Origin of the sequence: Microbacterium sp. NPDC089186, assembly GCF_040685115.1 — a bacterium.
Classification (GTDB): Bacteria; Actinomycetota; Actinomycetes; order Actinomycetales; family Microbacteriaceae; genus Microbacterium; species Microbacterium galbum.
On record NZ_JBFBHJ010000001.1, the window covers coordinates 303,178 to 316,651 of the forward strand.

Sequence of the window (13,474 nt, forward strand, 5' to 3'; positions counted from 1 at the left end):
CAACGGCGGAGCGCGCGACGGCGGGCCGACGCGGCGACACGCTGCGCGGCTCGGCCCGCACGCCGGCGCGCCATCGGCGGATGCCGCCGATGCAGGGACGACGGCCCGGCGACGTGACGTCGGGGTCGGGAAAGTCAAGCCCGAGGCACGGATTTACCTAGCTTTTCTAGTGTTCTTGGTATGAACGCAACAGCTCAGTGGCGGGGCGCAGACCTCGCGCGCCAGATCGTCGTCCTCTCCGCGGTGTCGTTCATGCTCATCGCGGCCGTCATCGGGGCGGGTGCCTTCGGCAATTCCGCCGTCGAAGACCAGCAGGGCGGCGCCCTCGACACCGACGGATCGTACCTCGCGCCGGCGGGACCCGCCTTCTCGATCTGGTCGATCATCTACCTCGGTCTCATCGTCTACGCGATCTGGCAGGCCCTCCCCCGCCAGCGCACGAACCCGCGCCAGCGCGCCCTGGGCTGGCTCATCGCGCTCACCATGACGCTGAACGGACTCTGGCTGGTCGCCGCCCGCTTCGGAACGCTGTTCCTCACCGTCGTCGTGATCGTCCTGCTCCTCGCCGCTCTCGGCTGGACCTTCCGCGTCGCCGTCGCCACCCGCGAGCCGCGCGGCGGCGTGGTCGACTCCGTGCTCATCGACGGCGTCACGGGCCTGCACCTCGGATGGGTGACCCTCGCGACCGTGGCCAACACCGCCGCGTGGCTCACCACCGTCGTCCCGCCGTCGTGGGAAGAGGGGGCGGATGCCATCGGCATCGCGGTGCTGATCGTCGTGGCGCTCATCGGACTCGCGATCGCCTGGCGCAGCTCGTGGCGCGTCGCTCCGGCGCTCGCCCTCGCCTGGGGCCTCAGCTGGCTGGCCGTGGAGCGCTTCGGCGGACAGCCCCAGAGCGCACCGATCGGGGTGACCGCGATCATCGTGGCCGTCGTCGTGCTGGTGCCCCCCGCGATCGTGAGCACACTGCGCCTGATCCGCCCGAGCGTCGACTGACCGGGCACGAGCGCGCGAGGGCGTGCGGGGCGCCCGATCCGCTGCCGCGTCGACGGCCTGGGCGAACGGGGCCCCGACGGAGCCACGACGCCTAACCCCTCGGCATCCGCCGCGCAAGAGCATCGGATGCCACGGCGACCGGTGGTCTGATCGGTGCGTGGACTCGTTGCCCTTCGCCCTTCTCGTCGTCATCTTCGTCGCCGCCGCCGCGGTGGTGTGGGTCGCCGGCATCCAGCTCTCGAAGGCGACCGACGTTCTGGACGCGCGGCTGCATCTGGGCAGCGCCCTGGGCGGGCTCATCGTGCTCGCGGTGGCGACCAACCTGCCCGAGATCGCCATCACCGTGTCGGCCGCGATGTCGGGCAACCTCGAGGTCGCCGTCGGCAACATCCTCGGCGGGATCGCCCTGCAGACCGTCGTGCTCGTCATCCTCGACGCCTTCGGCAAACGCGGTCGCGGCGTCAAGCCGCTCACCTACCGTGCGGCCTCGCTCACCCTGGTGTTGGAAGGGCTGGTCGTGGTGGCGGTCCTGGCGGTCGTCATCGCCGGCAGCCAGTTGCCCGACAGCCTGGAGGTGCTGCGACTGACGCCCGACGTGGTCCTCATCGCCGCGCTGTGGATCATCGGGCTGGTGCTCGTGCAGCGGGCCGGAAAGCACCTGCCGTGGCACGAGGACGGCCGCGCCCCCGACGCGAGCCCGAAGCCCGCGCCCGCGAAGAAGAAGATGAGCACCAAGAAGGCCGCGACGGTCTTCTCGGTCTCCGCGCTCGCCACGCTCGTCGCCGGTGTCGTCCTGGAACGCGCCGGTGACGCGGCCTCCTCCCAGATCGGTCTGTCGGGCGTACTGTTCGGTGCGACGGTGCTGGCCCTGGCGACATCCCTGCCCGAGATCTCGACCGGCCTGCAGGCCATCCGTCAGGGCGACGACAACCTCGCCATCAGCGACATCTTCGGCGGCAACGCCTTCCTGCCCGTGCTGTTCCTGCTGGCCACGGTGATCTCGGGATCGGCGGTGCTCCCGCGCGCGAACGGCGCCGACATCTACCTGACCGCGCTCGCGGCTCTCCTGACGCTCGTGTACGTCGTCGGCCTGATCTTCCGTCCGCAGCGACGGATCATCGGAATGGGCGTCGACTCGTTCGTCGTGCTCGTGCTCTACGCCGTGGGCGTCGGCGGGCTGTTCGCGATCTCCGCCTGAGCCGCAGCCATCACGATCGCGACCCGATCACGCGGAGAGCTCGACGACCACCGCCTGCTGGGGGTTCTGGACGGGCGGCCGCAGGCCCGCGACGGCCAGCTGCCGCCCGGTGAGCACGGTGTCGTGGTGGGCCCAGGGCAGCGGAGACTGCGCCGGCTCCTGCACGAGCCCACCCGGGGTGACGAGCCGCACCCGGTACGGGCGGTCGGGGTCGAGCCCGGGCAGGCGCACGCGGCCCGCCGGGGAGGCGATGAGCGTCTCGGTCTGCGCGATCGTGAAGAAGGCGTGGTCGCGCTCGGGAGACACCACGCCTCGGACGTCGAGCCCGGGGTCGGTCGTGTCGACGTTCACCAGGCGCCCGGTCGCCACGAGCGGCCGCACCCGACGGGCGAGCGCCACCCACTCGGCCACGAGCGCCCGGTCGTCGCCGGAGAGGGCCGTGAGATCCCATTCGATGCCGAAATGGCCGAGCAGGGCCACGGCGCCGCTGAACGCGAGCGACACGGTGCGCCCCGTCGAATGCACGTGCGGGGTGGTCAGGTGCATGCCCATCATCTCGGGCGGAACGACGAGCGCGGTGTGACGCTGCGTCTCGAGCCGCTCGACCGGGTCGAGGCAGTCGCTCGTCCAGATGCGGTCGGTGCGGTCCAGGATGCCGAGATCCACCCGCGCTCCCCCCGAGGCGCAGCTCTCGATCTCGAGTCCGGGGAACGCGGCCTTGAGCTCGTCGATGAGGCGGTACACGGCGAGCGTGTGGGCGTGCACGGCCGAGCCTCCGCCGGGCCCGGTCGCGGCATCCACGAGGTCGCGGTTGTGATCCCACTTCACGTACGCGATCGGGTAGGCCCGCAGGACCGTCGTCATGCGCTCGAGCAGGTAGGCGTAGGCGTCGGGGCGGGCGAGGTTCAGCACCTGCTGCTGGCGGGCGGAGGGCGGCAGCTCGTCGCGCCCGCGCAGGATCCATTCGGGGTGCGCGCGGGCGACGTCGCTGTCGGGGTTGACCATCTCGGGTTCGAACCACAGACCGAATTCCATGCCCCGGTCGATCACGTAATCGGCCAGCGGGCTCAGACCGTCGGGCCACACGCCTTCGTCGACGAACCAGTCGCCCAGGCCCGCGGTGTCGTCGCGGCGGTGGCGGAACCACCCGTCGTCGAGCACGTAGCGCTCCACGCCGATCTCGGCGGCGACGTCGGCGAGCTCGAGCAGCTTCGGCAGACGATGGTCGAAGTACACCGCCTCCCAGGTGTTCAGGGTGATCGGGCGCGGGCGTCGCGGGTGCTGCGGACGCGCGCGCCACGTGGCGTGGAAGCGCGACGCGAGCTGATCGAGCCCCTCGCCCCACGAGCCGTACACGATCGGCGACGACACCTCGGCGCCGGGGGCGACGACGATCTCGCCCCACGCGAGCAGTTCGCCTCCCGCGAGCAGCGCCTCGCCGAGCGGCAGCCGCTCGGCGAACACGCGCTGATCGCCGCTCCACCCCACGTGGATGCCGTGCACGAGCCCGCTCTCGAACCCGAAGCCCGGCCGTCCGACGGCCAGGAGCAGCGTGGCGTCCGCACCCGGTCGGCCCCGACGACTCTCGCGCAGATGCGTGCCGAAGGTGAAGGCGTGACGCTGCGCCGAGCGCTCGCGCAGATGACGCCCGGTCGTGTCGAGGATCTCGGTCGCCTCCCACGGCACCGGGAAGGTCGGCTGCAGCGCCTGCACGACGAGGTCGTCGGCGCCGTCGTTGACCAGCGTGAGCCGCTGCGTGAACACTCCCGCGGCGTCCACCCGCAGCTCCGCGCGAAGGCGCAGGGAGCGCTGCGCGTCGACGAGATGCAGCGTCACGGCGTCGACGGTCGGATCGACGGATGCCAGGGAGAAGACCGTTCCCTGCACCACGCCGCCGCGCCCTCCCACGAACCCGGGGGCGCCGGGCCACCCGGCCGCCGCGGTCGGCACGATCGCGAGGCGGGGCGTCTGGTCGATGCCGCCCGAGACGCGCTGCGGCTGCGCGGCGACGACCAGCGACGACAGGGCCTCCGCGCCGAGCTCGCCGAGGTCGGCGCCCCAGTGGATGATCGCGGGCGCCGGGTGCGCGGTGAGGTCGACGACGACGCTCGTCCCGCCGTTGCGGAGATGAACGGCGGTCTCGGCGGCGGTGACGGGATGCGACATGGCATTATTTTTATCACGGAAGTTATTCGCGCTTGATCGACGAGGAGGCCGCCATGCTCACCGACAGCGAAGCCGCCGTCGCGCGCGAGGTGCTCATCCACGGGCCGCTCTCTCGCAGCGCCCTCGCGACGCGCCTGCACCTGTCACCGGCGAGCCTGACCCGTCTCACGCGTCCGCTGCTCGACGCGGGGCTGCTCGTCGAGCGCGACGACGACGGCGGCGGTCCGGGATCGGTCGGCCGCCCATCGCGTCCTCTCGACCTCTCCCCCACCGCCGGGACCTTCGTGGGAGTGAAGCTGACCGGTGAGCGTCTGTACCTGGTCATCACCGACATGCGCGCCCAGGTGATCGCCGCGCACGAGAGCGCCCTCGCCGACACCTCCCCCGACGCGGTCGCCACGACGATCGCGGGCCTCGTGGAGGCCGTGAGCGGGGTACGCGGCGTCGGCGTCGCACTCGGGGGGCACGTGCAGGGCGGTGTCGCCCTGGACGCCCCGTTCCTCGAGTGGCGGAACGTGCCGTTCGCCGAGATGCTCGCCGAGCGGCTCGGAATCCCGGTCGCGCTCGAGAACGACGTCGTAGCCCTCACCGACGCCGAGCGCTGGTTCGGCGTCGGACGGGGCATCCCCGGATTCGCCGTCGTGACGATCGGCGCCGGTGTCGGTCTCGGCCTCGTCGTGGAGGGGCGCACCGTCCGCTCCCCCGACGCGGCCCACGGCACCGTCGGTCACCTCCCCCTCCTCGCCGACGGCCCCTCCTGCCCGCAGGGACATCGCGGCTGCGCCGACGCCCTGCTGACCACCGGCGCGCTGACCGCGCGGGTGTCGCGGGACCTCGGACGCACGGTGGGCGCGGACGACGTGTTCTCGCTCGCCCGCGACGGGGAACCGACGGCCCGGGCCGCGATCGACGACGCCGGCGAGGCCCTCGGCATCCTGTGCGCTCTGGCCGCGAACCTGTCGCTGCAGGCCGACATCGTGCTCGCCGGCGAGGCGACCGCGATCGTCGACCTCGCGCGGGACCGCGTCGACGAGGCCCTCGCGCGCGTCCGTCCCAGCGGCTCGACACCGGTGCGGGTGCACGTCGACCGTGCCGGCTTCTCGGCGTGGGCGCGGGGAGCTGCAGCCGTGGCGATCCAGGCCGAGATGGGGCGCATCCCGCAGACACGCTGACGGCCCCGTCCGGCGCGGGACGGGGCCGTCAGCGAGACGTCAGAGCACCGGCCCCACGATCGCACTCGCCCCCGCCGGCACGCTCAGGGCAGTGCCGTCGAGCATCACGCCCTCCGCGGTGGCGAGCAGCACGCGCGCACCGGAGGCGACGGATGCCGAGGCTTCGGCATTCGAGAGGTTGACCACGACCACGAGGTCACGGCGACGCAGCTCGTACACGCGCCCACCCTCGGCCTCGCGGGCCGCTGCCGACAACCCGTCGCGAGACGGGTCGGTCAGCTCGGGGCGCTCGCGCCGGAGCTTCGCCAGCTCCCGGTAGAGACCGAGCAGCTGCGCATGGTCGCCCTCGCCGACCTCGTCCCAGTCGAGCTTCGAGTTCTCGAAGGTCGACGGGTCCTGCGGGTCGGGGACGGTGGACTCGTCCCAGCCCATCTTCGCGAACTCGGCGATGCGCCCCTCGGCGGTGGCCTTCCCGAGCTCGGGCTCAGGGTGCGAGGTGAAGAACTGCCAGGGCGTGGTGGCGCCCCACTCCTCGCCCATGAAGAGCATCGGCGTCCCGGGAGCGGTGAGCGTCAGCACGGCTGCCGCGGCGAGGTGGTCGTAATCGAGGGACTGCGAGAGGCGGTCGCCCGCCGCGCGGTTGCCGATCTGGTCGTGGTCCTGGGCGAAGGTCACCAGGCGCCAGTTCGGCACGTCCTCCGGGATCGGTTTGCCGTGCTTCTCCTCGCGGAACGACGAGTACGTGCCGTCGTGGAAGAAGCCGCCCTCGCTCACCTTGCGGAACGCATCCCGATCGGCGAAGTCCTCGTAGTAGCCGATCGTCTCGCCGGTGAGGGCGACGTGCGCGGTGTGGTGCCAGTCGTCCGACCACTGCGCGGTGAGCCCGTACCCGCCCGCCTCGCGAGGCAGGATGAGCTTCGGGTCGTTCATGTCGCTCTCGGCGATGGTCGTGAGCGGGATGCCGCGGTGCGCCGACAGGGCGTCGGTGCGCTCCGCGATCTCCTGCAGCACGTGCGGGTCGCGGTGGTCGAGCAGCGCGTGCACGGCATCCAAGCGAAGCCCGTCGACGTGGTAGTCGCTCATCCACATCAGGGCGTTCTCGACGATGTAAGCGCGCACGGCATCCTCGTCGAGGTTGACCGAGTCGCCCCACGTGTTGCGGCTGCCCTCGCGGAGGTACTCGCCGAACTCCGGCAGGTAGTTGCCCGAGGGTCCGAGGTGGTTGTAGACGACGTCCTGGATGACGGCCAGGCCCGCGGCGTGCGCCGCGTCGACGAAGCGCTGGTAGGCCTCGGGTCCGCCGTACGCCTCGTGCACCGTGTACCAGAGCACGCCGTCGTAGCCCCAGTTCCACGTGCCGTTGAACCCGTTCACCGGCAGCAGCTCCACGTGGGTGACGCCGAGGTCGACGAGGTGGTCGAGGCGCCCGATCGCGGCATCCAGGGTCCCCTCGGGCGTGAAGGTGCCGAGGTGCAGCTCGTAGATCAGCCCGCCCGCGAGCTGCTTGCCCGTCCAGGCACTGTCGTTCCACGCGTACACCGAGGGGTCGAACCACGCCGACGCCTCGTGCACGCCGCCGGGCTGGCGCCGCGACCGCGGATCGGGACGCAGGTCGTCGCCGTCGCCGAGGACGAAGCCGTAGCGCTCGCCGTCGGCGAGGTCGATCGGCGCGGTCCACCAGCCGTCCGATGCCGACGTCATCTCGATGTCCTCCACGACGGTGTCGCCGCTGTCGTCCAGCCGGCGCAGCCGCACCCGCGTGCTCTTGGGTGCCCAAACGTCGATGCTCATGAGATGTCCTTACGCGTGAGGTGCCAGAAATTGTCGCTGCGGGAGCGCGTGAGGCGACGAATCTCGGCGCCTCACGCGCTCAGGTCAGAAGATCAGCAGGGCGACCGGGAGGAACGCCAGCAGGTCGGCGAGGGGGGTCGGGCCACCGGCGAACGAGCGACCGGTCAGCACGTCGACGACCGGCACGTCCGGCAGCAGCACGACCGTGTCGCGCCACCCTCCCGCGGCCTGCAGCCCGTGGGGCAGGCGCGTCGCGACGGTGAAGACACCGCCGCGATCGAACGCCACGACGTGATCGGATGCCACCCCGGCAGCCTCCAGCGGACGGTAGATCTCCAGCGGGTGCTCCCGACGCAGCCGCAGCGCACGCGAGGTGACGAGCAGCTTCGCCGCCCCCGTGGCATCCACGACCGGGGGGCGGGCCCCCGGGGCGTCGATCTCGGCGAGCATCCGACGCCGCTCGGCGAAGTCGACAGCACGACGGTTGTCGGGGTCGACGAGCGACTGCTCCCACAGCTCCGAGCCCTGGTAGACGTCGGGGACGCCGGGGCCCATGATCTGCAGCAGCTTCGCCGAGAGACCGTTCGACCAGCCTGCGGGCGAGATCTCGTCGACGAAGGCGCGGACGCGCTCGGCGGCGGGACCGGTGGCCGCGTCGACGACCGCGTGCATGCGCTCCTCGAAGGCCTCGTCCTGCTCCCACCATCCGGTGACCTCGCTCGCCTCGCGTGCCGCCTTCTCGGCGTAGGCGTGCAGGCGTTCGCGGTAGATCTTCAGCCCCTCAGGAGTGGATGCCGAAGCCGGCCAGGCACCGATGATGGCCTGCCACAGCAGCGCGTCGAAGGGGCCGTGCCCGGTGGAGGCGATACCCCGGAACTCCGCCAGCACCTCGGCCCAGCGCTCCGGGATCTCCGCGAGCACCGCGATGCGGGCGCGCGTGTCCTCGCCGCGCTTGGTGTCGTGCGTCGACAGGGTCGTCATGGCGGTGGGCCATGACGCGTGCCGCAGCGCCTGCGCGGTGTGGAAGCCCGCGACGCCGAGCGAGAACTCGCCGGGGTCGCCGCCGACCTCGGTCAGCGAGCCCAGCCGCGTGTAGCGGTAGAACGCCGTGTCCTCGACGCCCTTGGCCATGACGGGCCCGGTCGTCTGCTGGAACCGCCACGCGACCTCGAGGCTGGTGTCGGCGAGCACCGGGACGAGCTTCTCGATCACGTCGCCGAGCTCCGGCCGGCGCACCTCGGCCTCGCCCGCGGCGGCGTCGAGGTGCGCACGACCGGCGGGAAGGTAGGAGCGGTAGACGGGGAAGCACGCGAGGATCTCGGCGAGGGCGTCCTGGAGGACGTCGGCCTCGAACTCCTCGCGGAGGGCCGTCGGGAGGCCGCGCACGAGCCGGCGGATCTCCGAGACCTGTATCGAATCGGCGATCTTGCGCTTGGTGTCGTGAATCAGGTCGTGCCAACCGGTGAGCGGCGCGAGGTCGCTGTCGGCGCGCAGGCGCGCATCGAGGCCGTCGAGCGCCGCCTCGCCCGCGGGGTCGGTGAGCACGCGGTCGATCTCGGCGAGGGCGTCGTAGCCGGTCGTGCCGGCGGTCTTCCACCAGGAGGGAAGCGCCTCGCCGTGCTCGAGGATCTTCTCGCCCAGCACGTAGCCGACCTCGCCGTCACCGGCCTCCTCGAGCGCGACCGCGAGCTGGTCGAGGTAGCCGCCCGGGTCGACGAGACCGTCGGGGTGGTCGACCCGGAGGCCGTCGGCGAGCCCCTCGCGCACCCAGCGGAGGATCTCGACGTGCGTGGCGTCGAACACCTCGGGCACCTCGACGCGCACACCCGCGAGGGTCGTGACGGCGAAGAAGCGCCGATAGTTGAGGTCGTCCGCCTCGTCCTGCCAGAACCGCAGCTCGAAGTTCTGGGCGTCGAGGAGGGCTTCGATCGCGTCGCGCGAGCCCGAGGCCGCGGCATCCGTCCCCGTTCCCGGCGCGACCGGGAAAGCGTGGTCGTAGTAGCGGATCAGACCGTCGGGTGCGTCGTCGGCGGGCGCCGGGTCGTACGAGATCTCGTCGACCACCGCGTCCAGGTGATCGCCGAGCACCGGCACGCGCACCTTGCCGCCGCCGAAGTCCCAGTCGATGTCGAACGCGTCCGCGTGCGTCGACGCGCGGCCCTGGCGCAGCACGTCCCACCACCACGCGTTGCTGCGCGGCTCCGAGACGCCCATGTGATTGGGCACGATGTCGATCAGGATGCCGAGCTCGTCGGCGCGCGCGGAACGCACGAAACGGTCGAGACCCTCCGCACCCCCGCGCGCGGGATCGACGCGCGAAACATCGACGACGTCGTAGCCGTGGTCGGAGCCGGGCGTGGCTTCGAGGATCGGCGACAGGTACGCCCACGAGACCCCGAGGTCACGGAGGTATCCCGTGACCTCGGCGGCGTCGTCGAGGGTGAACGATTCGCGGATCTGCAGGCGGTAGGTCGAGAGCGGAGTCCGCATGTCGCTCACAGCTCCGGCTTGGGCGCCTGGCCGGGCAGGTCGTCGGTGCCGACCACCGGGATCTGCGCCGTGAGCGAGGCGGCGACCGAGTGGTCGACCTCGGGCTCGGGCAGGTGGTGCTCGCGCAGCACGATGAGCGACTTCGGCTCGAGCGGCAGCGTCTCGCCGGGCCCGAGCGGCTCGGTGTTCGCCCGCTCCCCCGCGGTGTCGACATACGCGTCCCACTTGGGGGCGTAGTCGAAGTCGGGGAGCTGGAAGTCGACCTTGTCGTCGCCGGCGTTGAACAGCACGAGGAAGTGGTCGTCGCTGATCGACTCGCCGCGGCGGTCACGCTCGCGGATGCCCTGGCCGTTGAGGAAGACGCCCACGGCGAGACCGAAGCCGTTGTCCCAGTCCTCCGGCTGCATGAGCGAGCCGTCGGGGCGCAGCCAGACCACGTCGGGAACCGGCGCACCCTCCTCCATCTTCACGGGGCGGCCGTCGAAGAACCGGCTGCGGCGGAAGGTGGGGTGCTGCTTGCGCAGGCGGGCGAGGGCAGCCGTGAACTCGATGAGCGGGGCGTCGATGTTCGACCAGTCCACCCACGTGATCTCGTTGTCCTGGGCGTAGCCGTTGTTGTTGCCGCCCTGCGTGCGGCCGAGCTCATCGCCGTGCAGCAGCATCGGCACGCCCTGGCTGAGCAGAAGCGTCGCGATGAAGTTGCGCTGCTGCTGCGCCCGGCGCTTCAGCACCTCGGGGTCGTCGGTGGGACCCTCGACGCCCATGTTGCTGGAGCGGTTGTGCGATTCGCCGTCGTTGTTGTCCTCGCCGTTGGCGTCGTTGTGCTTGTCGTTGTACGACACGAGGTCGCGCAGCGTGAAGCCGTCGTGAGCGGTGACGAAGTTGATGGATGCCACCGGGAACCGGCCCGAGTGCTCGTAGAGGTCGGCCGAACCGGTCAGGCGCGAGGCGAATTCACCCAGGGCCTGCGGCTCACCGCGCCAGAAGTCGCGCACCGTGTCGCGGTACTTGCCGTTCCACTCGGTCCACTGGGGCGGGAAGTTGCCGACCTGGTAGCCCCCGGGGCCGACGTCCCACGGCTCGGCGATGAGCTTGACCTGCGAGACGATCGGATCCTGCTGCACGAGCTCGAAGAACGCCGCGAGGCGGTCGACCTCGTAGAACTCGCGCGCGAGGGTGGAGGCGAGGTCGAAGCGGAAGCCGTCGACGTGCATCTCGAGCACCCAGTAGCGCAGCGAGTCCATGATCAGCTGCAGCGTGTGGGGGTTGCCCACATTCATGCTGTTGCCGGTGCCGGTGTAGTCGGTGTAGTAGCGCTTGTCGTCGTCTTCGAGGCGATAGTAGGCCTCGTTGTCGATGCCGCGCATCGACAACGTCGGGCCCATGTGGTTGCCCTCGGCCGTGTGGTTGTAGACCACGTCGAGGATGACCTCGATGCCGGCCGCGTGCAGCGCCTTGACCATGGCCTTGAACTCCTGCACCTGCTGACCGTGGTCGCCGGTGGAGGAGTAGGTGTTCTGGGGGGCGAGGAACGCGATGGTGTTGTAGCCCCAGTAGTTCGACAGCCCCTTCTCCTCGAGCGTGGAGTCGTTGACGAACTGGTGCACCGGCATGAGCTCGATCGCCGTGACGCCGAGCTTCCTGAGATGGTCGATAACGGCCGGGTGCGCGATGCCGGCGTACGTGCCGCGCAGCTCCTCGGGGACGTCGGGGTGCAGCTGGGTGAGGCCCTTCACGTGCGCCTCGTAGATGAAGCTCTCGGCGTAGGGGATCTTCGGCTGGCGGTCGCCCGACCAGTCGAAGAACGGGTTCACGACCACGCCCTTCATCATGTGCGGGGCGGAGTCCTCGTCGTTGAACGAGTCGGGGTCGCCGAACTCGTAGCTGAAGACCGCCTGGCCCCAGTCGACCTGTCCCTCGACGGCCTTCGCGTACGGGTCGAGCAGGAGCTTCGCGGGGTTGAAGCGCTTGCCGTTCGCCGGGTCGTACTCGCCGTGGACGCGATAGCCGTACCGCTGCCCGGGGAGGATGTTGGGGAGGTAGGCGTGCCAGACGAACGCGTCGACGTCGATCAGCTCGAAGCACGTCTCCGTTCCGTCCTCATCGAAGAGGCAGAGCTCTACCTTCTCTGCCCCCTCACTGAACAGGGCGAAATTCGTCCCGTTACCGTCGTAAGTGGCCCCGAGGGGATAACTGGATCCTGGCCATACCTGCTGCACGTCGCTCACGATAGACCAGCGTCGTTTCCGCGAACGGGCGGGGTCACGGCTGTTGACACCCGGGGCGCCCCCGACTATGCGCGCGGGTCTTTGTGCACGGGGGATCTCACGCGCGCTCGGGCGGATGCCGCAGCAGCTCGACGCGCTCGTCGAGGTACCTCGCCAGCGGCATCCAGCCGCCCGCGACGCTCCACCGCACGAGCGTCTCTCCCTCTCGCACCGCGAGCGGCCGCGAGGCCGCCTCGAGCCGGGACGGATCCACCGGATGCCACCCGATGTGCACCGTCTCGCCCTCGGGAACACCGCCGCGAGCGGCGGCGGCGGCGAGCTCGGCGCGGCGCCGTTGCGACTCCGCCGCGAAACCACGACGCACCTCGGCGCGGGCTCGGACGATGTCGCCGGTCGCGAGCACCTCGTCATCGGTCACGAGCAGCACCCCGAGGTGCCACGCCGTTCCACGCGGCACGATGCGGGGAGCACGCCGGATGCCGAGCAGCCGCCGCCCCTCCTGCAGCTCGCCGATCCGCTCGCGCGGGGCGTCGACGAGACGGGCCCGGGCGGCATCGAACAGGGTCGCGGCGTCGGTCATGCGTCCGCTCCCGCGTCTCGCGCGGCCTCCGCGCGTTCGCGTGCGCGCGCCGCGTCGCGGGCGGCCACCGCGGCGTCGCGCTGCGTCTTCTCGTGTTCGGCCACCGTCCCCTCGGCCTCTGTCGCCTCGGCCTCGGCACGGCGCAGGTCGGCGCGGAGCCCGTCGACCCGCTCGCGCAGTCGATCTGCACGCTCACGGGCCGTGGCGAGACGCTTGTCGGCCGCGGCCTTCTCGCGTTCGGCGTCCGCCTGCGCGCGCTCCGCTTCGCGCACCGCGCGCTCCGCGGCCTTGCGCGCGCGACGCGCCGCCAGGTCGTCGGGCGGAGCGGGGGCAGGGGCGGCGGCGGGGACCGAGCCCGCCACAGCGGCGCCCAGGGCGGAGGCGTCGAGATCGGCCAGGTCGATCGCGGCGACGAGTCTGCCGGTGAGCACCACCGCCGCCACGGTCGCATCGACCACCGCGGCGTTGACGGTCTTCTCGACCGCGTCCGTGACGGCCGCACTGAGCGGGGTGCCCGCCTCGGCCGCCAGGTCGGCCGCGCGGCGCGCGAGGGCGGCGACGAGCTGGCGGCGCTGGCGCCCCAGACGCGCCAGCTCCGCGGCGTCCAGGTCGTCCTGGGCCTCGTGCAGGGCGCGCGACAGCTCCACGGCCTCCCCCAGCTGCCCGTCGACGACGAGGAGGTTCACGGCCCACGCCGCCACCGTCGGCTTCCGCAGCTTCGCGATACCGCGCCCGAGGGCACCGCCCGCGGCGGCAGCGCGTTCGTTCCGGGCGGCGGTGAACCGTGCGGGAGGCAGGGCGAGCAGCTCGGCGGCGGCTTCGTCCAGGCGGGCGGCGTCGTCGCTCATCCCCT

9 protein-coding genes are annotated in these 13,474 nt (G+C 71.6%); 3 read left to right on the forward strand and 6 right to left on the reverse strand.

Annotated elements, in window-relative coordinates:
* Positions 1-180 precede the first annotated feature (180 nt).
* The gene (locus AB0N82_RS01470) at positions 181-996 is read left to right on the forward strand and encodes a tryptophan-rich sensory protein (protein WP_363387250.1); all 816 of its coding nucleotides are present in this window, start codon (positions 181-183) and stop codon (positions 994-996) included.
* A 157-nt stretch (positions 997-1,153) separates the two neighbouring features.
* The gene (locus AB0N82_RS01475; RefSeq protein ID WP_363387253.1) at positions 1,154-2,194 is read left to right on the forward strand and encodes a sodium:calcium antiporter; all 1,041 of its coding nucleotides are present in this window, start codon (positions 1,154-1,156) and stop codon (positions 2,192-2,194) included.
* A gap of 27 nt (positions 2,195-2,221) precedes the next feature.
* On the opposite strand, the gene AB0N82_RS01480 is transcribed toward AB0N82_RS01475, so the two are convergent.
* Positions 2,222-4,360 (reverse strand): alpha-galactosidase, encoded by a 2,139-nt coding sequence (locus AB0N82_RS01480; protein ID WP_363387256.1) that lies wholly within the window; start codon positions 4,358-4,360, stop codon positions 2,222-2,224.
* Between the two features lie 53 nt (positions 4,361-4,413).
* Here AB0N82_RS01480 and AB0N82_RS01485 point away from each other — a divergent pair, with 53 nt between their 5' ends.
* The gene (locus AB0N82_RS01485; protein ID WP_363387259.1) at positions 4,414-5,532 is read left to right on the forward strand and encodes an ROK family transcriptional regulator; all 1,119 of its coding nucleotides are present in this window, start codon (positions 4,414-4,416) and stop codon (positions 5,530-5,532) included.
* A 39-nt stretch (positions 5,533-5,571) separates the two neighbouring features.
* On the opposite strand, the gene treZ is transcribed toward AB0N82_RS01485, so the two are convergent.
* The 5 genes from treZ to AB0N82_RS01510 form a co-directional block, all read right to left on the reverse strand.
* Complete coding sequence (gene treZ, locus AB0N82_RS01490) at positions 5,572-7,323, reverse strand: malto-oligosyltrehalose trehalohydrolase (protein WP_363387262.1); 1,752 nt, start codon at positions 7,321-7,323, stop codon at positions 5,572-5,574.
* An 84-nt stretch (positions 7,324-7,407) separates the two neighbouring features.
* Positions 7,408-9,813 carry a malto-oligosyltrehalose synthase gene (treY, locus tag AB0N82_RS01495; protein ID WP_363387265.1) on the reverse strand — a complete coding sequence of 802 codons (2,406 nt, stop codon included), beginning with the start codon at positions 9,811-9,813 and terminating at the stop codon, positions 7,408-7,410.
* 5 nt (positions 9,814-9,818) lie between these two features.
* Entirely contained in the window at positions 9,819-12,041 is a 2,223-nt protein-coding gene (glgX, locus tag AB0N82_RS01500) for a glycogen debranching protein GlgX (protein ID WP_315993701.1), read from the reverse strand.
* Positions 12,042-12,138: 97 nt separating this feature from the next.
* Complete coding sequence (locus AB0N82_RS01505; protein ID WP_363387269.1) at positions 12,139-12,621, reverse strand: glutaminase; 483 nt, start codon at positions 12,619-12,621, stop codon at positions 12,139-12,141.
* The gene (locus AB0N82_RS01510) at positions 12,618-13,469 is read right to left on the reverse strand and encodes a transposase (protein WP_315993703.1); all 852 of its coding nucleotides are present in this window, start codon (positions 13,467-13,469) and stop codon (positions 12,618-12,620) included. The genes AB0N82_RS01505 and AB0N82_RS01510 overlap by 4 nt, the downstream gene beginning before the upstream one ends.
* Positions 13,470-13,474: the final 5 nt, after the last annotated feature.